The 24,778-nt window shown below is 66.8% G+C and carries 21 protein-coding genes and 1 pseudogene; 7 read left to right on the forward strand and 15 right to left on the reverse strand.

The window, feature by feature from the left end:
* The first annotated feature begins 579 nt into the window (after nt 1-579).
* The gene (locus JZ791_RS10855) at nt 580-1,371 is read left to right on the forward strand and encodes a VOC family protein (protein ID WP_216894105.1); all 792 of its coding nucleotides are present in this window, start codon (nt 580-582) and stop codon (nt 1,369-1,371) included.
* 546 nt (nt 1,372-1,917) lie between these two features.
* Here JZ791_RS10855 and JZ791_RS10860 read toward each other — a convergent pair.
* The 7 genes from JZ791_RS10860 to JZ791_RS10890 form a co-directional block, all read right to left on the reverse strand.
* The gene (locus JZ791_RS10860; RefSeq protein ID WP_216894106.1) at nt 1,918-2,592 is read right to left on the reverse strand and encodes an O-methyltransferase; all 675 of its coding nucleotides are present in this window, start codon (nt 2,590-2,592) and stop codon (nt 1,918-1,920) included.
* Nucleotides 2,593-2,642: 50 nt separating this feature from the next.
* A complete protein-coding gene (locus JZ791_RS10865; protein ID WP_216894107.1) occupies nt 2,643-2,960 on the reverse strand; it encodes a hypothetical protein in 318 nt (105 codons plus the stop codon).
* A gap of 472 nt (nt 2,961-3,432) precedes the next feature.
* Nucleotides 3,433-5,154, reverse strand: coding sequence for an urease subunit alpha (locus tag JZ791_RS10870; protein ID WP_216894108.1), 1,722 nt, complete (start codon nt 5,152-5,154; stop codon nt 3,433-3,435).
* On the reverse strand, nt 5,154-5,462 hold the full coding sequence (locus JZ791_RS10875; RefSeq protein ID WP_216894168.1) for an urease subunit beta: 309 nt from the start codon (nt 5,460-5,462) through the stop codon (nt 5,154-5,156). Before JZ791_RS10875 ends, JZ791_RS10870 begins: the two co-directional genes overlap by 1 nt.
* 50 nt (nt 5,463-5,512) lie before the next feature.
* Nucleotides 5,513-5,815, reverse strand: coding sequence for an urease subunit gamma (locus JZ791_RS10880; protein ID WP_216894109.1), 303 nt, complete (start codon nt 5,813-5,815; stop codon nt 5,513-5,515).
* A 72-nt stretch (nt 5,816-5,887) separates the two neighbouring features.
* Nucleotides 5,888-6,334, reverse strand: a complete 447-nt coding sequence (locus JZ791_RS10885; protein ID WP_216894110.1) for a PaaI family thioesterase — start codon at nt 6,332-6,334, stop codon at nt 5,888-5,890.
* A 519-nt stretch (nt 6,335-6,853) separates the two neighbouring features.
* On the reverse strand, nt 6,854-7,561 hold the full coding sequence (locus JZ791_RS10890) for a hypothetical protein (protein ID WP_216894111.1): 708 nt from the start codon (nt 7,559-7,561) through the stop codon (nt 6,854-6,856).
* A gap of 68 nt (nt 7,562-7,629) precedes the next feature.
* On the opposite strand from JZ791_RS10890, the gene JZ791_RS10895 reads away from it, so the two are divergent.
* The 4 genes and pseudogenes from JZ791_RS10895 (at nt 7,630) to hpf (ending at nt 10,848) form a co-directional block, all read left to right on the forward strand.
* Nucleotides 7,630-8,694 (forward strand): FecCD family ABC transporter permease, encoded by a 1,065-nt coding sequence (locus JZ791_RS10895; RefSeq protein ID WP_216894112.1) that lies wholly within the window; start codon nt 7,630-7,632, stop codon nt 8,692-8,694.
* 550 nt (nt 8,695-9,244) lie between these two features.
* Nucleotides 9,245-9,481: pseudogene (locus JZ791_RS10900) on the forward strand (iron chelate uptake ABC transporter family permease subunit); the annotation flags it as partial.
* 256 nt (nt 9,482-9,737) lie between these two features.
* Nucleotides 9,738-9,899 carry a uracil phosphoribosyltransferase gene (locus JZ791_RS10905; protein ID WP_216894178.1) on the forward strand — a complete coding sequence of 54 codons (162 nt, stop codon included), beginning with the start codon at nt 9,738-9,740 and terminating at the stop codon, nt 9,897-9,899.
* A 307-nt stretch (nt 9,900-10,206) separates the two neighbouring features.
* Nucleotides 10,207-10,848 carry a ribosome hibernation-promoting factor, HPF/YfiA family gene (gene hpf, locus JZ791_RS10910; RefSeq protein WP_438804503.1) on the forward strand — a complete coding sequence of 214 codons (642 nt, stop codon included), beginning with the start codon at nt 10,207-10,209 and terminating at the stop codon, nt 10,846-10,848.
* A gap of 139 nt (nt 10,849-10,987) precedes the next feature.
* Here hpf and bluB read toward each other — a convergent pair whose 3' ends face one another.
* The 6 genes from bluB to JZ791_RS10940 form a co-directional block, all read right to left on the reverse strand.
* A complete protein-coding gene (gene bluB, locus JZ791_RS10915) occupies nt 10,988-11,638 on the reverse strand; it encodes a 5,6-dimethylbenzimidazole synthase (protein WP_254205542.1) in 651 nt (216 codons plus the stop codon).
* 380 nt (nt 11,639-12,018) lie between these two features.
* Nucleotides 12,019-13,272: a fatty acid desaturase family protein gene (locus tag JZ791_RS10920; protein ID WP_216894115.1), complete on the reverse strand. Its 1,254-nt coding sequence runs from the start codon at nt 13,270-13,272 to the stop codon at nt 12,019-12,021.
* A gap of 130 nt (nt 13,273-13,402) precedes the next feature.
* Nucleotides 13,403-14,911, reverse strand: a complete 1,509-nt coding sequence (locus JZ791_RS10925; RefSeq protein WP_216894116.1) for a fatty acid desaturase — start codon at nt 14,909-14,911, stop codon at nt 13,403-13,405.
* Nucleotides 14,912-15,019: 108 nt separating this feature from the next.
* On the reverse strand, nt 15,020-16,183 hold the full coding sequence (locus JZ791_RS10930) for a ferredoxin reductase (protein WP_438804502.1): 1,164 nt from the start codon (nt 16,181-16,183) through the stop codon (nt 15,020-15,022).
* Nucleotides 16,184-16,269: 86 nt separating this feature from the next.
* Entirely contained in the window at nt 16,270-16,821 is a 552-nt protein-coding gene (locus tag JZ791_RS10935; RefSeq protein WP_438804504.1) for a DUF6912 family protein, read from the reverse strand.
* A 19-nt stretch (nt 16,822-16,840) separates the two neighbouring features.
* A complete protein-coding gene (locus tag JZ791_RS10940; RefSeq protein ID WP_216894117.1) occupies nt 16,841-18,262 on the reverse strand; it encodes a WS/DGAT/MGAT family O-acyltransferase in 1,422 nt (473 codons plus the stop codon).
* Nucleotides 18,263-18,637: 375 nt separating this feature from the next.
* Between JZ791_RS10940 and JZ791_RS10945 the strand changes: the two genes are divergently transcribed.
* The gene (locus JZ791_RS10945) at nt 18,638-18,952 is read left to right on the forward strand and encodes an Rv3235 family protein (protein WP_216894118.1); all 315 of its coding nucleotides are present in this window, start codon (nt 18,638-18,640) and stop codon (nt 18,950-18,952) included.
* Nucleotides 18,953-19,050: 98 nt separating this feature from the next.
* Nucleotides 19,051-21,882: a preprotein translocase subunit SecA gene (gene secA, locus JZ791_RS10950; protein ID WP_216894119.1), complete on the forward strand. Its 2,832-nt coding sequence runs from the start codon at nt 19,051-19,053 to the stop codon at nt 21,880-21,882.
* 83 nt (nt 21,883-21,965) lie between these two features.
* Here secA and JZ791_RS10955 read toward each other — a convergent pair whose 3' ends face one another.
* Entirely contained in the window at nt 21,966-22,808 is an 843-nt protein-coding gene (locus JZ791_RS10955) for an SAM-dependent methyltransferase (protein WP_216894120.1), read from the reverse strand.
* 185 nt (nt 22,809-22,993) lie between these two features.
* Complete coding sequence (locus JZ791_RS10960) at nt 22,994-24,538, reverse strand: prenyltransferase/squalene oxidase repeat-containing protein (protein WP_216894121.1); 1,545 nt, start codon at nt 24,536-24,538, stop codon at nt 22,994-22,996.
* Nucleotides 24,539-24,778: the final 240 nt, after the last annotated feature.

Below are 24,778 nucleotides of genomic sequence, written 5' to 3' on the forward strand. Positions count from 1 at the left end.
CGAGGGCACCGGCCGCGGCGACCTGCTAGACCCGACCCACCTGCTGGAATCCGGCCTCGACGCCCTGTGCGACGGCTTCGCCGCCCACCACGGATCACCGACACCCCCACCCCAGAGTTGAGTCCGCCGACGCGCCCCGACCGGTACGCGCTGAGCGGCCCAGCCTCCCGCTGCATTAGGCCGCCCGAAACTCCGACTTAGGACAATTACACCCCAAAAATCCAGCGGGAGGCCGGTTCTCCGAACCACTTGCCGCGACACCGACCCGACACCACGCCCAAAACTGGTCACGTGCACGGCCGCCACCACGCTGAACTCTGCGAGCCGCCTGCACACCACCACGCGAAGGACATCCCGGCCTATTGCTACATTTTGGTGGCTCGAGAAGCCGCTTTCGGACAGATCGAGCCGCAAAATGTAGCGGGAGGCCGGTTCTCTCGGAGTCCGACGACGCGACCCCTCATACACGCACTCGGGGCCGATTAATCAGGTCGGGTCGCATCGTCTTATATGTGCGCTCGGTGCGATATTCGCCGGACGCGAGTCCGTGCACAGTGTCACTCTTCGAGGAGACGAGTTATGGCAACCGGTTTCGCCCCGGGCGCGCCCTGCTGGTTCGATATGGCCGCTATCGACATTCCGGCTGCCGCCGAGTTCTATCGCGGGGTATTCGGCTGGACCGCACAGGACACCGGTCCGCAGACCGGCCACTACACGGTGCTGAGCCAGGACGACGCGTTGGTGGCGGCGATCGGGTCGGCCACACCGGACGACTCCGCCACGCCCGACGGCGAGCCACTGCCCTCACGGTGGCTGCCCTACTTCGCGGTGGACGATGTGCGGCGGACCGTCACCGCCGCGTCCGCCGACGGTGGGGCCGCCCGGTGCGCCTACGCGGAAATCCCGGGCCAGCTGGAATTCGCCATTCTCACCGATCCGGACGGCGCGGATTACGGCCTCGCCCACCTCACCGGCCATCCGGGCACCCAGCGCTGGGGTTGGCCGAACAACCCGTGCTGGGTCCAATACACGGCCACTCGCACCCCCGCCGAAGCCATGGCGCACTACGCCAAAGCCCTCGGCTGGGATTACCGCAACGCAGGCTGGGAGACCTCCACCGAGAACCCCTACCAGGCCCTGGCCGTCGGCGAGCGGGAATTCGGCGGCGCGGCCGCCGCACGCCCCGGCGAGCCCGCCCCCTTCTGGGCGCTGACCGTCCACGTCCCCGACTGCGACACCGCCGCCACCCGCGCCGCCGAACTCGGCGGAACGATAACCCAAGAGCCACACGACAATCCGGGTCCGTCCCGCCTCGCGGTCATCGCCGACCCCGCAGGAGCGACACTGGCACTGATGGCGTTCGGCGGGTGAGCACCGCCGCAATCTCGGCGCGCGGCGGTCGCCTGTAATTCCGGCGTACTTGCTTGTCTGCCGCGATGCTTGGCCGAGATGGGCGGGATGTCAGCCGCCCATCGGCACATAGCCGAACCGTCGTCGAGCAGTGACTAGTTCCATCGGATCGCCATCGCCTCTGGCTGTCCACCCACCCGTAGACCACCGATCGACACTCTGGCATAGCCCCCGAAAGGGGTACGTACGCCGAGCTTTCGGCCGCCGCGAAGTCGCTCATGGTCAGGATGTGGTCCGGAGCGGTGACGGTGCGCACGAATTGGGCCAGTGTGTCGCTGAGCGGGGCGGTGTGCGCCGGCCCGCGCGTCAGCGTCGTCACCCGTCCGGCCGTTCACTCCGGCGAAGGGCGCGCCAAGGCGACAACATCCGCCAGTGCCACGGACGTCGGCAGGTCAACGCGAGGAACCTAGCCCAGCAGGCCCAGGTGATACGCGGAGTCAGTCCGGACCACGAGCCGAACTCGCCCGCTCAGTGGTCGTGCACGCTCGGCTCGAGGCGAACGCGCACTTACTCGGTGACGATCGCGTAGATGAATCCGTCCCAGCCCTTGCTGCCGACGGTCTGCATGACGATCGAGTCCAGGCGGGGCTCGGCGCCGACCAATTCGATCACCTCGCGGCTGGCGCGGACCGCCGCGTCAGCGGAGTTCGGGTCGGCGATGCCGCCCTGACGGACCACATTGTCGACGATGATTATCGAGCCGGGGCGAGTCAGGCGTAGCGCCCAGCGCACGTACTCGGCGTTGTTGACCTTGTCGGCATCGACGAAGACCAAGTCGAACGGTTCGGGATTCTCCTGTTCCAACACGGGCAGGCTGTCCAGTGCCGCACCGACCCGGATCTCCACGCGCTTGCCCAGGCCGGCCCGGTCGAGGTTGGCGCGGGCTACCTCGGCGTGGCGCGGTTCGAACTCGAGGGTGACGACCTGTCCCTCCTCGCCCACCGCGCGCGCCAGCCAGCCGGTGCTGTAGCCGCCGAGCGTGCCGATCTCGAGCACCCGTCGCGCCCGGATCGAGCGCGCGATCAGGTTCAGAAATTTGCCCTGGGCGGGCGAAACGTCGATAGCCGGGAGCCCGGCCGCCGAATTCGCCTGCTCCACAGCCGTTCGCTGCTCCCGATCCGGAGCCGTGAGCAGGCTCTGTTCCAGATATTGGTCCACCCGATCCCATGCGCCGCTAGTCATAGCAGCCAGTCTGCCATCCGGAACCGACATGTTTCCGGGCCGAGGACACGTCACCCGAGCGGCAACTGGTCGGTCTCCGGCTTCCCGTAGCCGGTGATCGTGATACTCCCGAACACGGTCCCCTCCGGGCTCACCGCGCCCAGTACGACCCGCACCGGGTAGGGCGTGTAATTGCCCGCCGCACAATCCGGACTACATGTGTTCACGTGCTCGATCCCGGCCCCGTCGGCCTCGTTCGCACCCCACTTCGTCCACGTCAACCCGTCGATCCAGATATCGGCATTGGTCCCGCAGTGCAGCGAGGAAATCCGCACCGGCCGCACCTCGGCCGACCCGCCACACGCACTCACGACCCGGGGCTCGGCCATCGGCGCATCCCTCTCCGACGAAACCGATGCCGCAACCGCGCTCGTAGCCGCACCACTGTTGGTCGACACACCAATGGAACTCCGCACTCCCTCGGCCCCCGCACACCCCGACAGCGCCACGCCCGCGATCCCGATCGCGGTCACAATCACGTTCGCCATCCGCATCCGCACCGCCCCACATCCCGCACTCACGTGAGATTCACCCCTGCCATTCCACGGTAACGCGCCGCGTCCACGACGAACACCGGCGATTCGACCAGCCCCGGACGTTCCACCTTTATCGTTCCACCTCGGACCACGGGTGCATGGTTCGCGGCAAGGTCATGCTCAGCCTCGAATTATGCCGCCAACCGCCCTCGAATCAACCGTGCCGCAGGCCCGAGCCGGAGCTCGAGCAGCCGATCCACGAAATGCCGGCCCTTGTCTCGCGCAGCGCTGATGACCGTCGGCCCAATGCCACGAAAACGTCGCCTCAGAACAGAAAGTAGCGCTGCGCCAGCGGGAGTTCGGTCGCGGGCTCCTCGGCCCACACCTCGCCGTCGACCCGGACGGTGAAGGTGTCCGGATCAACCTCGATACGAGGCAGGGCCTCGTTGTTGGGCATGTCGGCCTTGGCCACCCGGCGCACATTGGTGATCGGGGACAGCTTGCGCGCCACCGCGATTCGCTCCGCCAAGCCGTCCTCGACGGCCTGCTCGGAAACGAAATGCAGTGAGGTGTGCGCCGCGACCGCCGGCGCGGCGCCGAACATCGGCCGCGGCAGGATCGGCTGCGGGGTCGGGATGGAGGCGTTGGCATCGCCCATCGCCGCCCACGCGATCATGCCGCCCTTGAGCACCAGGTCCGGACGCACACCGAAGAAGGCGGGATCCCACAGCACCAGATCCGCGAGCTTCCCCGTCTCGACCGAGCCGATCTCGTGGCCCATGCCGTGCGCGATGGCCGGGCAGATGGTGTATTTCGCGACATAGCGGCGCACCCGGTTGTTGTCGGCACGGCCGTCGCCGGGCAGCGCGCCGCGGCGGCGCTTCATCACGTGCGCGGTCTGCCAGGTCCGCATCACCACCTCGCCGATGCGGCCCATGGCCTGCGAGTCCGAACTCATCATGGAGATCGCGCCCAGATCGTGCAGCAGATCCTCCGCGGCGATGGTGGAGGGCCGGATCCGGCTCTCCGCGAAGGCCAGATCCTCCGGGACGGCCGAGTTCAGGTGATGGCACACCATGAGCATGTCCAGATGCTCGTCGATGGTGTTGACCGTATGCGGTCGAGTCGGATTCGTCGATCCCGGAAGCACATTCGGCTCACCGGCCAGGCGGATGATGTCCGGCGCGTGTCCGCCGCCGGCGCCCTCGACGTGGTAGGCGTTGATCGAGCGCCCGTTGATCGCGGCGATGGTGTCCTCGACGAAACCCGCCTCGTTCAGCGTGTCCGAATGCAGTGCCACCTGCACGCCCGACGCGTCGGCCACCGTCAGCGACGCATCGATGGCCGCGGGCGTGGAACCCCAGTCCTCGTGCAGTTTGAAACCGCCTGCGCCGCCACGCAATTGCTCCCACAGCGACTCGTGACTGACGGTGTTGCCCTTACCCAGCAACAGCACGTTCACCGGCCACGGATCCATCGCCTCGAGCATCCGGGCCAGATGCCACGCGCCCGGCGTGACAGTGGTGGCCTTACTGCCCTCGGCCGGTCCGGTGCCGCCACCGGCCATGGTGGTGATGCCGGCGCCCAACGCCTCGGGCACCAGCTGCGGGCAGATGAAGTGCACGTGCACGTCCAGCGCGCCGGCGGTGAGTATCTTGCCGTTACCCGCGATGATCTCCGTCGATGGACCGACCACCAGGAGCGGATGGACCCCGTCCATGGTGTCGGGATTGCCCGCCTTGCCGATCGCGACTATGCGGCCGTCGCGAATTCCCACGTCCGCCTTGATGATTCCCCAGTGATCGACGATGACCGCGCCGGTGATGACGGTGTCCGGGGCGCCCTGGGCGCGGGTCGCGCGGCCCTGGCCCATGGATTCGCGCAGCACCTTGCCGCCGCCGAACACCGCCTCGTCACCGGCCGAATCCGGTCCGCCGCACCGGTCCTCGGTGATCTCGATCAGCAGGTCGGTGTCCGCCAGGCGGATTCGGTCCCCGGTGGTGGGCCCGTACAGTGCCGCATACTGCGCGCGGGAGAGCGATACCATCAGTCCAGCTTTCCGGGTGAATCCAGTGTGATGCCGTGGACCTCGCGGGCGCCGCGCAGCGGAACCAGCGAAACACGCTGCCCCAGACCCGGTTCGAAACGCACGGCCGTCCCCGCCGGGATATCGAGGCGACGGCCCCGGGCGGCGGCACGGTCGAATTCCAGCGCGCGGTTGGCCTGCGGAAAGTGCACGTGGCTGCCGACCTGGATCGGCCGGTCGCCGGAGTTGACCACCTCGAGCTCGATCCGGTCGGCACCGGCGTTGATCTCGACAGGGTCCTCGGCGTACAGGATTTCGCCGGGTATCACCCGGCCGGCGGTGGCCGGATCGGCCGAATCATCGTGTGACATGGCCGTTCTCAGTCGATCGGGTGATGGACGGTGACGAGTTTGGTCCCGTCCGGGAAGGTGGCCTCGACCTGCACGTCCGGGATCATCTCCGGAATTCCGTCCATGACCTCGTCGCGGGTGAGCACGGTGCGGCCCGAGGCCATCAACTCGGCGACGGTGCGACCGTCCCGCGCGCCCTCGAGCACGTGGTCGGTGATGACGGCCACCGCCTCGGGGTGGTTGAGCCTCAGCCCCCGGGCCTGGCGACGCCGAGCCAGCTCGGCCGCGTAGCTGAGCATCAGTCGTTCCTGCTCATGCGGCGACAATCGCATGCGGGCTCCTCGGCAGATAACAACAGGTGACGGACATTTTGACACGCCGGGCACGTCCGCGCGCGCCGACGATCATTCGGCGGAGGCGAGGTTCTGCAGGCGAACCTGGCCGCGCGCGACCACACGCTCCTGCTCGTCGGTGATCACCACCTGCCACAACTGCTGCGAGCGACCCCGATGCAGCGGCGTGGCCACCGCGCGCAGCACGCCCTCGCGGACCGCGCGCAGGAAGTCGGTGTTGTTGTTCACACCGACGACATTGCCGCGATCGCCGTACCAAACCCCGCCGCCGACGCTGGCGATGGTCTCGATGACCGTGCAGTACACGCCCCCGTTGACGATGCCCGCGGGCTGATGCTGCTGCGGCGAGACCACCCACTCCGCGACCACCCGGTCGGGCGAGGTCTCGGTGTACTTCAGCCCGATCAGATCGGTGAAGTACCCCTCACTGAATCGGGTCATGGCCTCCGGCGTCAGATCCGCCAGGGATCCGATCTCGGACCGATCGTGCTGAGTCATGAGAAAACAGTTACACAGGACAAGTACTGCCCGATTCCCGGGTCGGTCGAACGCCCCGACCGCTCCCACCAGCGCCGGGACTCCCTCGATGATGCCGAACGATCGGGCGCGCGCCGCAGAGATGGCGTATGTCACTACCCGCGGGGCCGTGAACGGGCATATACGCCATCGCTTTGTCGTCTCGAGCGCCGAGCGGACCCGGTTGTGAGAATCTACGCAGCGACCATGGTCGCCGTATTCGCCAGCTTTATCACCGCCGATGCGCTCGAACGGAAGTAGTTAGGCTTCGCCCTCGCAATGGCCGTCCTCTTCGACACGGCGGTGATCCCGATGATGCTGGCGCCCGGCCATGTATGAAACTCTTCGGCCCACGCAACTGGTGGCCCGGCCACGCAGTAGTAGGGCGGCGGGCCCCGGCACCGTGAGCCGGGACCCGCCGCGGCACAGGATCGAGGGAATCAACCGCAGCCCTCGGGATTCACGCTCGATCCGTACGCCGCCTTCGAGTGTAGGGCAGCCTTACCTAACTAGGCAAGAGCGACGCACCGGCAATCCGCGCCCCTGCAACTCGACCAGCAGCGCCTGCCCGCGGTCGGCACCCCGCTGCGAGGAGGTGCCCGCCAGATCCGGCACATAGGTGGCCGCGCCAACGACCGCCTCGGCCACCAGCGCCCAGAACCGTCGCGGACTCAGCCCCGCGCACCGCCACATCGCGGCCTGCACCAGGGTCAGCGCCGCCGCACAGCGGTGCGCGAGCCACACCTGTAGTGCGCGCTCACACGGCAACGCCACCACGCCCGGCCGACCCTCCAGCGGATCGCCCTCGACCACGCGAATCGTCGTGTCGGACAGGCCCGCCCAGTCGATGCCGCCGTCGTTGTCGGTGTGCACCCACAAATTCTCGAGTCCGGGATCCCAGGCGCGGCCCTCGGCCACCAGCAGCGCGGCGACCCTGCCGACCACGGCGTGGATCAGCGCCGTGGCCACCACCTCCGCCGCGATGTCGGCGTTGACCATCTCCGCGACGTGACGGCGATACATCAGCTCGATGCGCCCCTCGCGCAGCCCATCGGACAACCGCCACCATCGGCGTTTTCCGTGGTCGGACATCGCGGCCACGGCGTAGACGCGGGGGTGCTCCGGCTGCAGCGCGCGCAGCCGGTCACAGGCGTGCCCGAAGGCCGGTTCCCAGCGACGGGTCGGACAGACGGCGATCGGCTCGAACATTCGAAGCTCCTCGTTGGCAGTGCGGACCGAAACGAAAGATAGGTTAGGCTTACCAGACTTGTTGGGCAATGTTCGGAATCACTCAGGAGTTATTCGTCGCCGTGGCCGGTCTAGTCACCCACCAACGTCATCGCGTCCGCGCGCTGGTGTTTCTGACCGCATTGCTGCTGGTCGCGATCATCGCCGGAATCGCGGTGGGTTCCCGGACCATTGCGCCGGACGCGGTATTCCACGCGCTGTGGTGCCCGCACGGGCCGCCGCTGAGCTGTCCGGCGAGTACGCGGACCGCGCGGATCGTGCGCGAATTACGGCTGCCGCGCACGGGTTTGGCCCTGGTCGCCGGGCCGGCGCTGGGTATGGCCGGTGCGTTGATCCAGGGCTACACCCGCAACCCACTCGCCGACGCTGGACTGGTCGGGCTCAACGCCGGGGCGGCGTTGTCGGCGATCCTCGGCGTGCACCTGTTCGCCTTGACCCAACCGCGGCAATACATCTGGCTGGCATTCGCCGGGGCGCTGCTCGCGGGCCTGGTGGTGTACGCGGTGTCGGCGATCGGGGCGGCGAGCCCGCTGAGCCTCGTGCTGGCCGGAGCCGCGCTCACCGCGGTGCTCCAAGCGCTGACGAATGCCATTGTGCTGCTGGATCCCACGGCGTTGGAGACCTATCGATACTGGGTCATCGGCTCGGTGTCCGGGCATGACGTCAGCGTGCTGTGGCAGGTCCTTCCGTTCGTGATCCTCGGCGTGCTGCTCGCCTGCTCGGCCGCGCCCGGGCTCGACGCCCTGGCGCTGGGCGAGGATTCCGCGCGCAGCCTGGGCGTGCACGTCGGCCGCAACCGGGCGCTGGGTCTGGCCGCGGTGGTCGTGCTGTGCGGTGCGGCCACCGCCGCGGTCGGCCCGATCGCCTTCCTCGGCCTGATCGTCCCGCACCTGGCCCGCATGCTCGTCGGCTCGGATCACCGCTGGCTGCTGCCCAGTTCGGGGTTGCTGGGGGCGCTGATGCTGCTCCTGGCCGACATCGTGGGTCGTATCGTCGCGCGCCCCGGCGAAATTCAAGCCGGCATCATCTTGGCCGCACTCGGCGGTCCGGTCTTCATCGCCCTGGTCCGCCGCCGGAAACCGGTGGGACTGTGAGCATCGACATTTGCGCAAAGTCGTCCGGAGCGGCATATCCGGTGACGGCGCACTCGGCCGACATCATCCTGCTCAGCCGAACGTGGGCGCGGCCGACTCGGGACTCGCCCCGGCACACGCGCATCGGCGCCACGTGGCGATCGGGCCGTCTGGTCTGCGCACACTTGGGCGGGTGCGGAGAACCGGCCTCCGGCTGCATTCTTACGATCGATTTGGCGGAAACCAGAGCTTTCGACCCCGAAGATGCAGCGTCAGGCCGGACTGTGGCTGTTACTCCGAGGCCCCTGTCCCCCTGCACGGGCAGCTTCGTAGATCCGGCCTGGGCGTGCATTCTTCGGCCGTGTTCGTCTGGTTCCAGCGTTTTTGGTGCGAAGAATGCAGCGAGAGACCGGTCAGGCAAAAGCACGCCAGCACCGATGACGACCCCGGCAAGCGCGTCCGAGGTTCGATCGTGACCATCGATGTGCGCACCCGGTTCGAAGGCTCGTCGCTCACGCGGGTGCGCCCGGCGATCCGACTGGGGCGATATTCAGCGGTGCTGCGAATCGCCATGGTCGTCACCACGATTGCGTTGCTCGCGACGGTGGTCGTGCTGTTCGCGATCGATATCGCGGTGGGCGAGTTCCGGATTCCGCTGGGGCAGGTGGTCGAGGTGCTGGGCGGCGGGGGGACTCGGGCGCAACGGTTCGTCGTGATCGATTCCCGGTTGCCGCGGGCGGTGACCGCCGTCGTCGCGGGGTCCGCGCTCGGGATCGCCGGGGCGATCACGCAGTCGGTCCTGCGTAATCCGCTGGCCGGGCCGGATGTGCTGGGCATCACGGCGGGTGCGGGATTCGCGGCGGTCGCTCGTTCTGGTGCCCGCGCCGACGCGACGGCATGCCGCGCGGGCCCGCGGAGGCGATCCGGTGACGAGGGCGGCCCGGGTCGCCGCGCGTGTGCTGCCCGATTGCCACTGCGCACCCGCACTGCGAATGCACCGCAGGGCCCGCGATTCGGCGGGGCTCGGTCCGCGCCAGCGCCGGGCCAATCTGTGCGGTCGCATCATGCCGTCCGCCCGATTGCCCGATGTCCTATTCACCCCGAATGTCGAGGTTGTTCTGATCGACGACGTGCTCACCACCGGAGCCACCGCCGCCGAGTCGATCCGTGTGCTGGCTGAGGCGGAAGTGGGCGTGCGTGCCGTTTTGGTGACTTGTGTCGCCTGAGTCAGCGAAATTTGCGTGAACACTGGCGGACCGGTCGCTGGCGTAATAGCGTGGCCATCAGAGCGATCTGACACCCGATCTCAGAGGTTGGAGGTGGCGCCTCGAGCGACTTTCGTGTCGAGCTTCCTGGTGCGAGCCCCCTCGGCACGGATTTTTATACCCGCTGCGCATGACTCGAGTGCGTGGCCAGATCCGGGAGGTACACGTGACGACTTCACGACCTTCAGTGAAAGAAGCAGATTCCTCGGCCCGATACGGCGTCGTTGATGCCTTCGAGTTCGACGGAGCCGAGCAAACTGCGTCGGACCTGCCCAGGACGCCCATCGCGGACGTCGTGGTCAAGGGCCGGAACGTTGAGGTCCCCGATCATTTCCGAATTCATGTGGCGGACAAGCTCTCTCGTCTCGAGCGCTTCGATCCGTCGATTTACTTATTCGATGTCGAACTCTTCCACGAACGCAATCGTCGTCAGCGTAAGAGTTGCCAGCGCGTAGAGATCACCGCCCGCGGCAAGGGCCCCATCGTGCGTGCGGAGGCGTGTGCCGACAGTTTCTACGGCGCGCTCGAGCAGGCGATCGACAAGCTGGAAGCCCGGCTGCGCCGCTCCAAGGATCGCCGTCGCGTGCACTATGGCGAGAAGACGCCGGTCTCGGTGGCCGAGGCCACGGCCGACCTCATGGACGAGGCGCTGCCCGCGCCCCACAGCGCCGACGGATCCGCAGTCCACGACCACGAGTCGCAGGACATGGAATCGGCCGATAACGCCGGTCCCGGGCATATCGTCCGGACCAAGGTGCACTCCGCCATGCCGATGACAGTCGATGACGCGCTCTACCAGATGGAACTGGTAGGCCACGATTTCTTCCTCTTCCACGACCGGGAGTCCGATCGACCATCGGTCGTCTACAGGCGTCACGCCTTCGACTACGGCCTGATCAGGCTCGCGTAGGCTGTCCCGCCTCTCCGCGCCTCAGGCCAGACTCGAGTGCCACACCGGTGGCGTTGGCGGCTGGCGGAGAGGTGCGGGTAAGTTCGCCCGTACCCGGTAAGTTACCCATATCTCGCGAAATCAGTTGTCCAGCTGCGATTTACGAGATATGGGTGCTATCGGTGGGGCTACAGTAGTGCTCCCAGTGGACGGCCTCGGACAGCGGCCTGCGGTCGCGCCAGCCGAACCGTTCGAGGTCGGGAACCTCCTGGAATTCGCGGACCGGTCCCACACACAGCCAGGCGACCGGACGGATCCCGGCCGGCAGCTGCATCAGCTCGGTCAGCACGGGGGAGTCGTAGAAGCTGACCCAGCCGACCCCGACCCCCTCGGCGGTCGCGGCCAGCCACAGGTTCTGAATCGCCAGGATCGTGGAGTACAGGCCGGTCTCGGGCACAGTGGCGCGGCCCAGGATCTGCGGCCCGCCGCGGCTGTCGTCGTGCGTCACGACGATGCCGGTACCGCTCTCGGTAATGCCCTCGATCTTGATCGGCTCGAAGGTGCTCGCCCGCTCGGGCGGTAGCGAATCGTGGAACTCGATCCGCTTCTGCGCCACATGCGCGGCAAACCGCTCCAGCGTGGCGCGCTCACGCACGATCACGAAATCCCATGGCTGGGAGTTGCCCACACTAGGTGCGCGGTGCGCGGCGTCGAGGATGCGCATCAACGTGTCGTCGTCGACCAGTTCCCCCGTGAACTCGGCCCGCACATCCCGCCGCCGCCGAATGACGTCATAGATACTCTCAGTCAACAAGCCCTCAGCCAATCTCACCGGCAACCGCCAAAAACACTCCTCAGTCAACCAGAGGCGACTTTCCGGCATCGAGGAACCCTCTCCAACATCCCCACACCGTTACGCGCACGGGCACCCTGCACGCACGAGTCCACCACGCCCGAAACTCTGGACGGGGCGGACCCGACGGCACTCGACTCTCGACAGCACTCAACCAGAGCCCGGCAACGCAACGCCTAATGGCACCCAACTGATCCGCTGACGCAGCGCAACCCTCGACCTCCGGAAGAAGAGGGTAACTCTGATCGGGGACTGGCTGACTCAGCCGCCAACTTACCGCCGGCCGCCAACGCCGCCTGCGTGGCACCCTAGTCTGGCCTGAGGCGCGGGGAGGCGGGTTAGCTGGCAGATACGGTTTGGCGGGCCTCGGCGAGGCGCCGGCGGCCTTCCTTCAACGCGGTGCGCAGGCCACTGCGGCGACCGGTGGACGGGTCCACGATCGAGGCGCCGCCGAACGCGCGCTCCGACTTGGTCTCGGGGGCGTCGTCGGTGCCGCGGCGCAGGTACTTGTTGGGCAGCGACAGCTTGATGATGGTGCGCCACGCCTTGCCGTATTGCACCGGCAGCGAACCGGTGGTGTAGGGCAGGTCGTACTTGTCGCACATCTCGCGCACCCGCACCGCGATCGAGGCCAGCCGATTGCTGGGCAGGTCCGGGAACAGGTGGTGCTCGATCTGGTGCGACAGGTTGCCGCTCATGAAGTGTGTGAGGGCACTGCCGGAGATATTCGCGCTGCCGAGCATCTGGCGCAGGTACCACTCGCCCTGCGTCTCGTTCTCCACATCGCCCTTGGTGAATTTCTCGGCGCCGTCGGGGAAGTGGCCGCAGAAGATCACCGCGTTGGTCCAGATATTGCGGATGACGTTGGCGGTGAGGTTGGCGGTGAGCGTGGACAGGAAGAACGGGCCGGTCAGCGCCGGGAAGAGCAGATAATCCTTGCCGACCTGCCTGCCGACCTTCTTCAGCACCAGGCGGCGGTCTTCCTCGAACTGCTTGCGCTCGGGGCTGCCGGGCGCCCATTTCTTCTTCGCGAGCTTGCCGAGTTCCAGGTGCTGGATCGCGACGCCGTATTCGAAGAACATCTGCAGCAGCAGATTGTACACCGGCTGGCCCAGGTAGAAGGGCGACCAGCGCTGGTCGCGGGTGACGCGCAGCAGGCCGTAGCCGATGTCGTCGTCCATGCCCAGCACGTTCGTGTACTTGTGGTGCAGGAAGTTGTGCGTGATCTTCCAGTGCTCGGAGGGGCCGACGTTATCCCACTCCCACGACGAGGAGTGGATTTCCGGATCGTTCATCCAGTCCCACTGCCCGTGCATGATGTTGTGCCCGAGTTCCATGTTCTCGATGATCTTCGCCGTACTCAGCAGCGCGACACCGGCCAGCCAGGCCGGCGGGAGGAAGCTCGCGAACAGCACCGCCCGCCCGCTGATCTCGAGCGCACGCTGCAGCCGGATCACATTGCGGATATAGCGGGCGTCGCTCTGTCCACGGGAGGCTTCGATTTCACGCCGGATCGCATCCAGTTCGACACCGATCGCCTCTACGTCCTCCGGGGTGAGGTGGGCGTATTCCTTGACATCCGAGATCGCCATATTGGTTACACTACCGTAAGTTACGGGTCCGTAGGTTGTCTCCGTATCGAATCACAACTGTGACGTACGCCGCATTGGAGGATGTGAGCCGACGGAGCTTGCGGAGCCAGCGGGGTGGGTCGTGAGGATCTTATGCGTCCCCGACCCGGCGCGCACGCTGACGCCGCCGTACCCGCCACAGCGCCCGTTCCCGCAGCGCACGGCGACGCAGCACCTGCTGTTCCTCGCGCGCCTTGTCCTGCCAGGCCTGCGTGGCATCCCGGAACGCCTGCTGCTCCACGCGCGCCTTCTCCTGGAAGGCGAGCGTCGTCTCCCGCAGCGACTGCTGTTCCAGACGGGCCTTCTCCTGCAGGGACTGCTTGGCCTCGCGCAGCGCTTGCTTCTCCTGCCGCGCCTTCTCCCGCAGGGCCACCTTCGCCTCGGCCATGGCCGAGCGCAGCCCGCGCCGCACGCCGGTATCAGGATCGACGACGGCATCGGTGCCGGGAACGCCGGGCCAGTGCAGCAGGTCGGTGAATTTGCGCTCCGAGGAGGTCTCGGGCGCGTCGTCCGCGGTGCGGCGTAGATACCGGTCGGGCAGGGCCAGCTTGTGGATGGTGCGGAAGGCCAGCAGATACTGCTTGCCCATCGATCCGGTCGTATAGGGCAGATCGTATTTATCGCACAGTTCGCGCACCCGGACCGAGATCTCCGGGTACCGGCTGCTCGGAATGTCCGGGAACAGATGGTGCTCGATCTGATAGCAGAGGTTGCCGCTCATGAACGCCATCGCCCGGCCCGCGGTGAAATTGGCGCTGCCCAGCATCTGGCGCAGATACCATTCGCCGCGGGTCTCGTTCGCGTAATGCTCCTCGGTGAATTTCTCGGCGCCGTCCGGAAAGTGGCCGCAGAAGATCACCGCGTAGGTCCACAGGTTGCGGATCAGATTCGCCGTCGCATTGGCCTTCAGCGTCTGCTTCCAGGCCGGGCCGGTGAGCGCGGGGAAGATCACGAAATCCTTGGCCAACTGCCGTCCGGCCTTGCGGGCGAACGCCTTGTTCGGCTCGGACAGCACCTGCCAGCTGTTCACGCCCAGCTGATCCTTCTCCGCGGACAGATCATGAAAGGCGATGCCCCATTCGAAGGTGGCGGCCAGCACGAGATTGGCCAGCGGCTGGAGCAGGTGCAGCGGACGCCACTGCTCGTCGCGGGTCATCCGCAGGATGCCGAAACCCAGATCCTCGTCCTTGCCCAGCACGTTGGTATAGGTGTGGTGGGAGTAGTTGTGCGCCCGTTTCCACTGGCCGGACGTGCCGGTCATATCCCATTCCCAGGTGGTGGAGTGGATTTCCGGGTCGTTCATCCAGTCCCATTGCCCGTGGCTGATGTTGTGCCCGAGCTCCATGTTCTCGATGATCTTGGCCAGGGCGAGCAGAGCTGTGCCGGTGAGCCAGGCCGTACGGCGCTTACCGGCGAACAGCGTGATCCGGCCCGCGGCCTCGAGCATGCGCTGAGTGCGGATGGTGCCGCGGATGTATTTCGCATCACGATCGCCCAGGGAAAGTTCGACCGTGCGTCGGACGCTGTCGAGCTCCTGGCCTAGTGCCTCGATATCGGACGTCGTCAGATGTGCGAACGCCTTGATGTCGGTGATTGCCACGGTGGTCGGATGCCTCGCTTCGGTCGACGCATGAGGATTTCGGAGTGATTGCCTATACGCGGCATCATAATGCCGATACCGAGGGTAGCGGGCTTCGGTTAACGGGTTTCACACATCGAGGGTGCAATCACCGGCCGCAGCGGAAATGCAGGTCTGGATCTTCTCCCCGGCCTGGTGTTCCATGCCGTTGCGCAAGTCGCGGGCATGCCCGTCGGTGATAGCGACCACACAGGTCTGGCAGATGCCCATCCGGCATCCGAACGGCATCCGAACGCCCGCGTCCTCCCCGGCCTGCATCAGCGTGGTGGCGCCGTCGACCCGCGCGCTACGGCCGGTGCGCGCGAAGGTGACCGTGCCGCCCTCGCCGACCGCCGAACGCTCGACCTCGAACCGCTCGATATGCAGGTTCTCGGCCAGCCCTGCCGCGGTCCAATGGTTCTCGATGTCGTTGAGCATCTCCAGCGGGCCGCACGCCCAGGTCTGGCGTTCACGCCAGTCCGGATACAGCTCGTCCAGGGTGGACAGTGCGAATTTGCCCCGATCACCGGTCAGATTCACATGGGAGGTGAAGCCCGCGTACTTCTCGTTCAGTTCGGCCAGCTCGTCACGGAACATCACGTCCTCGGCGGTGCGCGCGGAGTGGATGTGGACGACATCGCTCATGTTCGCGCGGCGGTCCATCGTGCGCAGCATCCCCATCACGGGCGTGACGCCGCTGCCCGCGGTGAGGAACAACACCTTGGCCGGGGTCGGCTCGGGCAGCACGAAACCACCCTGCGGTGCGGCCAGGCGCACTACGGTGCCCTCGGGCACGCCGTTGACAAGATGGCTGGACAGGAATCCCTCGGGCATCGCCTTCACCGCGATGGAGATCACCCGCTTGGCCCGGTTGTCGGGATCGGTCCAGTCCGGGGGGCTGGTCAGCGAGTAGGAGCGCCAGTGCCAGCGGCCGTCGATCAGGACGCCGATGCCGATGTACTGGCCGGGGGTGAACTTGAAATCGAAGCCCCAGCCGGGCTTGATCACCAGGGTGACCGCGTCGGCGGTCTCCTTGCGCACATCGACGATGCGCCCGCGCAGCTCACGCGCGGACCACAGGGGGTTGACCAGGTGCAGGTAGTCGTCGGGTAGCAGGGGAGTGGTGACACGCGCGGCCGCGCCGCGCAGCGCGTCGAGGCGGGTCCGTCCGGCCACCTTCGCCTCGGCGACCGGAGCCTCCAGCCATGCGCGAATGCCCTGTACCGATTTCGAGACCATCGTGCGAATGCTCATTTCCCTATGCTCGTGCGCCCGGGTGGCGCGGCCCTTGGAGCTAGGTTACGGCATCGTAGGTTAGCGCGGCGCCGGTGTGTGAGGACTTACAACAGCTCTAGCAGGAACGGCAGCTCTTGCGCCCCGTACCAGGCAAGTTGATGATCCTCGGCGTCGCCGAGCACGAATTCGGCGTCCTCGTTGCCCAGGTCGGCGGCGTCGATGACGTCCACCGCCTTGGCCACCGCGGGCTCGGCCTCGGCCAGGTCGACATGCACCGAGGCGATCTGCGAGTAGGTGATCGGGGCGTCGAGGCGGACCACCGCGTCGTCCAGGTCCGAGCGCAGGGTCGCGCCCGTGACGTCGGCGGCGATCACCGCACGCCGGTAGACGGGGCTGGAGTAGGGGGTGTCGTCATCGGGGGTATCGGAGCTCTCTCCGGACAGCAGCGCGGCCTCGCGCTCCTGGGCGAGCAACCGCAGCGCCGCGCGACCCGCCTCGATCATGGCGACCTCGGCCAGTTCCTCGTCGTCACCGGAGGCGTAGGACTCGCGCAGTGCCGGGGTGACCGCGAAGGCGGTGTCGTTGACCGCGCGGATCTCGCGATCGGCCACCAGGGCGCGCAGCATCGCGATGGTCGCCGGGACGTAGACCCGCAGCTTGCCGTTACCGGCAGCTTTACTGGACGCAGGCACCGAGCATCTCCTCCATGGACTCGTCGACCGCCGCGGCCAATACACCGATATCGGCCATCGCATCGCGATCGGCATTCAGACCGTAGAACACCCGCCCGTCGTACGACGTGATTCCGATGGTCGTGGTCTGGTTGCGCAGCAGCGGCGATACCGGATACATCTCCAGCATCCGCGCGCCGCCGACGTACATCGGCCGCTGCGGACCCGGCGCGTTGGTGATCACCAAGTTGAACGTGTGTTCTGCGAACGTACTCGCCGCGCGCACACTCATCGCATGCAGGCTCGCCGGAGCGAATCCGGCCATATGGACCAGTACGCGCGCCCGCACGCCGCGCCGATTGGCGTAATTGGTCTCGGTCGCGTGCGCGATATGCGATATGCGCATGACCGGATTCTGCTCACCCACCGGCAGATCGATGAGGAACGAGGACACCTCCCCGCCCGCGTCGGGCCGACTGGGCTCGGCCTGATCCGGATATACCGCCATCGGCACCACCGCGCGCAGCACCTCGGACTCGGTGAGCACCTCGCCGCGGGACTGCAGGAATACACGCAGCGCGCCGGTGACGACCGCGAGAACCGCGTCGTTGACCGAACAGTCGAACCGTTTGCGGATCGTGCGGTAGTCGTCCAGGTTGGTGGACACGACCTCGAGGCGTCGGTTGCGGGAGGTGGGCGCGTTGAACGGGCCGTCGGGTGTGCCGCCGGCGGCGGTGCGTACCGCGCCGAGGACCCGTCCGGCGGTGCCGGCCAGGGGACGGCGTATCGCCTCTAGCGCCTCGCTGGGCTGGCCCGCCAGCTCGATCGCCGTCATGGCCAGCAATTCCAGGTCGGCGGGTTCGCGCTCGGGGAACCAGGCGACCGGGTTCAGCGCCCGCGGGACGGGAGTCGTATCCAGGATCACATGCCCGATCTCCAGCGCCGTCGTGCCGTCGACCAGCGCGGCGTGGGATTTGGTGAAGATCGCGCGGCGGCCGCCGGACAGGCCCTCGATCAGATGCATCTCCCACAGCGGGCGGGTCTGCTCCAGCGGGCGTGAGGCCAGCTGGGCGACCAGGTCGAGCAACTGCGCGTCGGTCCCGGGCGCGGGCAGGGCTGAGCACCGCACGTGCCGGGTGAGGTCGAACCCGCTGTCCGGGACCCATACCGGCCGTCCGATCTGGTACGGGACCTCGCGCACCCGGTGCCGGTAGCGCGGCACCAGCGGTAGTCGCCTGCCCACCAGGTCCAGCAGCCGGTCGTGGGTCAGCGGGCCGGGCGAGTCCGTGCTCTGGGGGACGCCTTCGGCGGAGTGCTCACCGGGATAGGGGTCGCGCACGATCGCGAGGGAGCCGATATGCATCGGATTGCTGCTCGACTCCAGCCGGAAGAACGACGTGTCCTGCGGCGTCAGTCTCGTGATCACCTCGTGCGGTACCCCTTGTCGAATCGTCGTGGGTGGCGGACGACAGCGTCAGCCGGTGGTGTTGGATGTGAAAGCAGCGACCTTCTCGCGAACGGCGTGGCATGCTATTGCGGTCCGTCCAGGGGTGAACGGTCCGACTAGCCGAGGGGGAAGGGAATGGTCGAGTCTCGTCGTTCGCTGTCGCATGCGCCGAAGTGCGAACCGCCCTTGCGGGACGATCCGCTGACGCCGGACGCTGTACGCGGGGCCACGCTGCCCTGCCGCCATGGTGTCGTGTCCAGTATGTCCGCCCACGGCATGGTCACGCCTGCGGCGCGCCGCCGGTCGCCACATACCGGACGTTGTACATCGTACGCCGCGACCGATGAGAATGGTTTGGCGGCAAAACGATTCGCTGAGCGTTCGCTGCGGCTGGTGCTGGAGGTGCTGGACGGCCGCCGCGGGGCGCCGCAGCTGCGTCCGCTGGCCGCCCCCGCCGTGATTTCGGCGGTGGAGACGCTGGTCCGCGCCTGTGCCGCCGACCGCAGACTGGGCGTCGCGGTATTGGTAGGGGTGCATATCGTGCCGGTGCGGCCCGGGGTCGTCGAGGTCTTCGGCGGCTACGAACGGGGGACGCGACGGTTCGCTCTCGCCGCGCGTATCGTCGCCCGTCGCGGTGAATGGCGGGTGACAGCACTACGCCTGCGATGAAAATGCGCCCGCCCTCTACCATGGTGACCGCATTACCATGAACCTTGCTGACATAAGCACCGAAAGACGCCACCACCGACCAGAGGATTGACGAACCCGTGCCTGCGCTGACACTGACGAGGTTGCTACGTTTTGGTGAGGGTCGCACCGTCAAGCGGCTCGCGAGGCTCGCGGACGAGGTCATCGCTCTGGAGGAGGAGTTCGAGGACCTTTCCGACGCGCAGCTGCAAGCCAAGACCGACGAGCTCAGGGAGCGCTACGCCGACGGTGAAACGCTGGACGAGCTGCTGCTCGAGGCGTTCGCGACCGCGCGCGAGGCATCCTGGCGGGTGCTGAACCAGAAGCACTACAAGGTGCAGATCATGGGTGGCGCGGCACTGCACATCGGCAACGTCTCGGAGATGAAGACAGGTGAGGGCAAGACCCTCACCTGTGTGCTGCCCGCGTACCTGAACGCGATCAGCGGCGACGGCGTGCACGTGGTCACCGTCAACGACTATCTGGCCAAGCGCGACTCGGAGTGGATGGGCCGCGTGCACCGCTTCCTGGGCCTCGAGGTCGGGGTGATCCTGGGCGGGATGACGCCCGCCGAGCGCCTCGCGGCCTATGCGGCCGACATCACCTACGGCACGAACAACGAGTTCGGCTTCGACTACCTGCGCGACAACATGACCCATTCGCTGGACGATCTGGTCCAGCGCGGGCACAACTACGCCATCGTCGACGAGGTCGACTCGATCCTCATCGACGAGGCCCGCACCCCGCTGATCATCTCCGGCCCGGCCGACGCCTCCTCCAAGTGGTACGCGGAATTCGCGCGCATGGCGCCGTTGCTGAAGAAGGACCTGCACTACGAGGTCGACATCAAGAAGCGCACCGTCGGCGTGCACGAGGCAGGCGTCGAATTCATCGAGGATCAGCTCGGCATCGACAACCTGTACGAGTCCGCGAACTCGTCGCTGGTCAGCTACCTGAACAACTCCATCAAGGCCAAGGAGTTGTACACCAAGGACAAGGACTACATCGTCCGCGACGGCGAGGTCATCATCGTCGACGAGTTCACCGGCCGAATCCTGGTGGGCCGCCGTTACAACGAGGGCATGCACCAGGCCATCGAGGCCAAGGAGCGGGTGGAGATCCAGCCGGAGAACCAGACGCTGGCCACCATCACGCTGCAGAACTACTTCCGCCTCTACGACAAGCTGGCCGGCATGACCGGTACCGCCGAGACCGAGGCCGCCGAGCTGCACCAGACCTACACCCTGGGCGTGGTGCCGATCCCGACCAACAAGCCGATGATCCGCATGGATCAGGCGGATCTGATCTACAAGACCGAGGAATCCAAGTTCGCCGCGGTCGCCGACGACATCACCGAGCGGCACGAGGCCGGCCAGCCGGTGCTGATCGGTACCACCTCGGTCGAGCGCTCGGAGTATCTGTCCAAGCTGCTCACCAAGCGCGGTATCCCGCACAACGTGCTCAACGCCAAGTTCCACGAGCAGGAGGCCCAGATCATCGCGGAGGCGGGCCGCCCGGGCGCGGTCACCGTCGCGACGAATATGGCCGGTCGTGGTACCGACATCGTGCTGGGCGGCAACCCCGACATCCTGGCCGACCTGGTGCTGCGCCGCCAGGGCCTGGATCCGGTGGAGACCCCGGAGCAGTACGAGGCGGCGTGGCACGGCACGCTCGAGCAGGTCAAGCAGGAGGTCGACGAGGACGCCGAGGCCGTGCGCGACGCGGGCGGGCTGTATGTGCTCGGCACCGAGCGCCACGAATCGCGGCGCATCGACAACCAGCTGCGCGGCCGCTCCGGTCGTCAGGGTGATCCGGGCGAGTCCCGCTTCTACCTGTCCCTCGGCGACGAGCTGATGCGCCGCTTCAACGGCGCGGCCCTGGAGTCGATCATGACCCGGCTGAACCTGCCGGACGACGTGCCGATCGAGGCCAAGATGGTCTCGCGCGCGATCAAGTCCGCGCAGACCCAGGTCGAGCAGCAGAACTTCGAGATCCGCAAGAACGTGCTGAAGTACGACGAGGTGATGAACCAGCAGCGCACCATCATCTACGCCGAGCGGCAGCGCATCCTGTCCGGTGAGGATATGGAGGGCCAGGTCCAGGAGATGATCACCGACGTGATCACCGCGTACACCAACGGCGCCACCGCCGACGGCTACGTCGAGGACTGGGATCTGGACAAGCTGTGGACCGCGCTCAAGACGCTCTACCCGGTCAGCATCGACTACCGGGATCTGACCGGCGAGAACGAGCACGATGAGGTCGGCGACCTGAGCCGCGAGGAACTGCTGGACGCGGTCCTCGACGACGCGCACGACGCCTACGCGCGGCGCGAGAAGGAGATCGACGATCTGGCGGGCGAGGGCAGCATGCGCAACCTGGAACGTCAGGTGCTGCTGAGCGTGCTGGACCGCAAGTGGCGCGAGCATCTCTACGAGATGGACTACCTCAAGGAGGGCATCGGCCTGCGCGCGATGGCCCAGCGCGATCCGCTGGTGGAGTACCAGCGCGAGGGCTTCGACATGTTCGCCGCGATGCTCGAGGGGCTGAAGGAGGAGTCGGTCGGCTTCCTGTTCAACCTCCAGGTCGAGGTCCAGGCGCCGCAGCCGGAGGGCGTGGCGATCGATCAGGGCCTGCGCTCGCCCGTCGGCCGGATGGTCGACGCGCCGATGCCCAACCAGCCCAACGGCAACGGGGCCCCGGCGCCGTTGCGCGCCAAGGGCATCGACGACTCCGGCCCCCGCGGTCTGAGCTACTCGGGCCCGGACGAGGGCGGCCGTGCCGCTCGCCGCAGCGATCGCGAGGAGTACGGCGACGAGCAGGACCACACCCAGACCCGCCGCGAGCGCCGCGAGGCCGCCCGCGCCGAGTCCCGTGGTGACCGCGCGCCGAAGTCCAAGCGCCGCCGGTAGTTTTCGGGCTGACCGATCAATAGCGAAGGCTCCCATGGAATCCCATGGGAGCCTTCGCTGATTATGCTGTCGCTATGCGGGATTCAGAGCTTGCGCCCGATAGCCGCGTAGATCCAGGAGTTACCTGCGTCGGGATCGACTTCGAACAGCGGCACCTCGGCGAGCTCCGGATGCCATTCCTCGAGTGTGACCACGCCCGGATCGATGATTTCGGTTCCGGCGAACAGCTTTTCGACCTCCGCGCGGGTTCGCGGGACCATCGGGATACCGGCCTGCTCGCATGCGCGCACGGCCTGTTCGGTGGCCGCCGGATTGAAGTCGGCGGTCGGGTGCGAGATCGTCAGGCTGCTGCCCGGCGGGACGGCCTCCAGCAATTGCTTGATGATGCCGTGCGGGTCATCGGCGTCACGGAAGTACATCATGATCATCGTTAGCGTGATGGCGATCGGGCGATCGAAATCGAGCGTGGCGGTGAGCATCGGGTCGTTCAGGATCGAGGCGGGATCATGCAGATCAGCGTGGATGAACCTGGTCTTGCCCTCCCGGGTGCTGGCCATCAGGGCGCGTGCGTGCGCGAGGACCAGCGGATCCTTGTCGACGTAGACGATCCGGGCTGATGGATCCACTTCCTGGGCCACTTCGTGCGTGTTGCGGGCCGTCGGCAGACCGGTGCCGATGTCGAGGAACTGGGTGATGCCGAGCTCGGCGATCGCATAACGCACGGCCCGACCGAGAAACGCGCGATTGTTGCGCACCATATTGCGAATGGTGGGCACATGAGCGGCGATCTCGTCGGCGAGCGCGCGATCGGCTGGATAGTGGTCTACGCCACCGAGCCAGTAATCGTAGAAGCGCGCTTCGTGCGGCTTGGTTGTGTCGATGGTGGTCGGCAGGCGTGAACCGGTCTGGCCCTGGCTGTCCGACATGGTGGTCCTTTCCGATAAGGGGTTGCGCAGGATCTGCCCGATCAGACCACACCAAGCTACTGCCGACGCGTGGCGACTCGCCAAAGCCTACGACGACAGGATATTCCGATGGAGAGTCGGAATACCGCGAAACCGGGACGATAGCCACAACGGGGCGGGAGTCCAGGGCCGATGGTCTCGTTCGATCATGAAAGTTCCTCCGCCGCAAGACGATGGGACAGGTGTCCCAGGGCCAGCAACACGAAGATATCGGCCAGCGCCGCGATGGTGAATCGCAGCGGCCGCGGCCCGATCGAGTCCGGGATGGAGTCGATCCCGCCGTCCTCGCGCTGGCACGTCAGAAGGTATCCGGCCGCCCGCGCCGCCGGCCGTGGATCGTCCTGATGGCAGACCGCGATGAGGGCGTAGGCGGTGCTGATCGCGTCGCTGGGCTCGCCGTCCTGCTGTCCCCAGCCGCCGTCGTCGTTCTGCGCGGCCAGGACCAAGCCGATGATCCGGTCGGTCATGTTCCGCAGGCCGACGGGCCAGTGCCCCGGATTGCGGGAGGCGGCGAGCAGGGCCCGGAAGATGGTGTGCCAGCGGCTGCTGGACCAGTCCGGGGGGAACGCCCCGTCATCGCCCTGCTGACCGGCCAGGAACTCGAGCCCGGCGACGATGGCACCGTGGTGGTGCTTCCACCGCAGGGTGAGCGCGTCCACCGCAGCGGCGGTCATACAGGCCTCGGAGGCCGCCCCCACGATGTAGGTGGGGAACCCGCCGTCGGGGTTGTGCACGGCCAGCAGCGAGTGTTCGCCGCGGCAGATCTGCTCGTGGTACCGATCTTTATCCAGGACGGTGAGGAACTGCACGGCGACCGAGGTGTCGTCGACGTCGGTCTGATCCGACAGGTCGGTATAGGACCAGCCTCCTCCGGGCCGTTGCTGGGACACCAGATGAGCGGCCATGGTGTGCAGAACATCCGGGTCCGCACCGGCGGCGGCGAGCGCGACACCCGCGGTCGCGGTGCACCAGGTGTCGGTGTCGCTGGAGAAGGGCATCCCCCCGTCCTCCCGCTGGTGCGCCAACGCCTTCGTGATCCCCTGTGCCACCACCTGCTCGGTATTGGGCAGTCTGTGCAGCGCATGCAGCGTCCACAGGTGGATCAGCACGTTGCTTTCCCAAACATGTTCCCGGCGTTGGGTTTCCAACAAGATCCGCACGTCCTCATCATCGATGAGCTCGTGCTGCCCCGTGGCATCCGCCAGAACCACCTTCACCGCGGTGACCTGAACCTTGGCCCAGGAATGCAGGCCCGCCATGGCGAAGGCCTCGGGATCCAGCTTGTCGGGCGTGCGTCCGTACAACGCGAACGTGGCCTCGAACATGGCGTTCTTACGCGCACTGGTGAAGTCCGGCGCCTGCGCGATGAACGCCTCGACCAGCCCCACCGGGGGAGTCGCGGTGTCGGTGCGAGTCAGCGCCAGATCGACCAGAATCCGATCCAGCGGATCCACCGCAACCTGCGCACTCAGATAGCCGACCAACCGGTCCCGCCGTTCCCCTTCCAACCCGATACGCTCCAACAGGTTCAGCGCCAGCACCGACTCGAACACCCGGCTGCGGCACCCGTCCCTTATCGCCCCATCGGGCCCGATCCAGCTTGTCAGGCGTGTCCGTAGGCGCGCGGTGGCCTCGCCGAGTGTCGCAGGGAAGAGCTGAGCAGACCAGCCGGCGAGGGCTGGAGAATACATCGCGGTTCTCATGCATGTCTTTCGAGTGGCGCTTCGGTGAGCCGTCGGACCAGCCGGTGCTGGCTACCCCGTCAAGTCCGGTTCACTACAGTAATCGAAAGATCACGGCTGACAATATGATTCGAGCAATCTTCGGGCAACGGTGACCTCTCGTGAACGGACCGACCTTGCTACCCTCGCACACCTTCGTGACGGAGGTGTTGCTGGATGGATCTCCATGAGTGGGTGCGCGGTCGGGCC

It is taken from the genome of Nocardia alni (genome assembly GCF_019038435.1).
GTDB classification, from domain to species: domain Bacteria; phylum Actinomycetota; class Actinomycetes; order Mycobacteriales; family Mycobacteriaceae; genus Nocardia; species Nocardia alni.

Excerpts from the sequence above, each read along its gene's own strand:
- JZ791_RS10885 (WP_216894110.1), bottom strand. The coding sequence starts at position 6,334 with ATGACTCAGCACGATCGGTCCGAGATCGGATCCCTGGCGGATCTGACG.
- JZ791_RS10880 (WP_216894109.1), bottom strand. The coding sequence starts at position 5,815 with ATGCGATTGTCGCCGCATGAGCAGGAACGACTGATGCTCAGCTACGCG.
- JZ791_RS10870 (WP_216894108.1), bottom strand. The coding sequence starts at position 5,154 with ATGGTATCGCTCTCCCGCGCGCAGTATGCGGCACTGTACGGGCCCACC.
- JZ791_RS10920 (WP_216894115.1), bottom strand. The coding sequence starts at position 13,272 with ATGGCGATCTCGGATGTCAAGGAATACGCCCACCTCACCCCGGAGGAC.
- JZ791_RS10895 (WP_216894112.1), top strand. The coding sequence starts at position 7,630 with ATGTTCGGAATCACTCAGGAGTTATTCGTCGCCGTGGCCGGTCTAGTC.
- JZ791_RS10955 (WP_216894120.1), bottom strand. The coding sequence starts at position 22,808 with ATGTCGGACAGCCAGGGCCAGACCGGTTCACGCCTGCCGACCACCATC.
- JZ791_RS10865 (WP_216894107.1), bottom strand. The coding sequence starts at position 2,960 with ATGGCCGAGCCCCGGGTCGTGAGTGCGTGTGGCGGGTCGGCCGAGGTG.
- JZ791_RS10855 (WP_216894105.1), top strand. The coding sequence starts at position 580 with ATGGCAACCGGTTTCGCCCCGGGCGCGCCCTGCTGGTTCGATATGGCC.
- JZ791_RS10890 (WP_216894111.1), bottom strand. The coding sequence starts at position 7,561 with ATGTTCGAGCCGATCGCCGTCTGTCCGACCCGTCGCTGGGAACCGGCC.
- JZ791_RS10960 (WP_216894121.1), bottom strand. The coding sequence starts at position 24,538 with ATGTATTCTCCAGCCCTCGCCGGCTGGTCTGCTCAGCTCTTCCCTGCG.
- JZ791_RS10905 (WP_216894178.1), top strand. The coding sequence starts at position 9,738 with ATGCCGTCCGCCCGATTGCCCGATGTCCTATTCACCCCGAATGTCGAG.
- JZ791_RS10860 (WP_216894106.1), bottom strand. The coding sequence starts at position 2,592 with ATGACTAGCGGCGCATGGGATCGGGTGGACCAATATCTGGAACAGAGC.
- JZ791_RS10930 (WP_438804502.1), bottom strand. The coding sequence starts at position 16,183 with ATGAGCATTCGCACGATGGTCTCGAAATCGGTACAGGGCATTCGCGCA.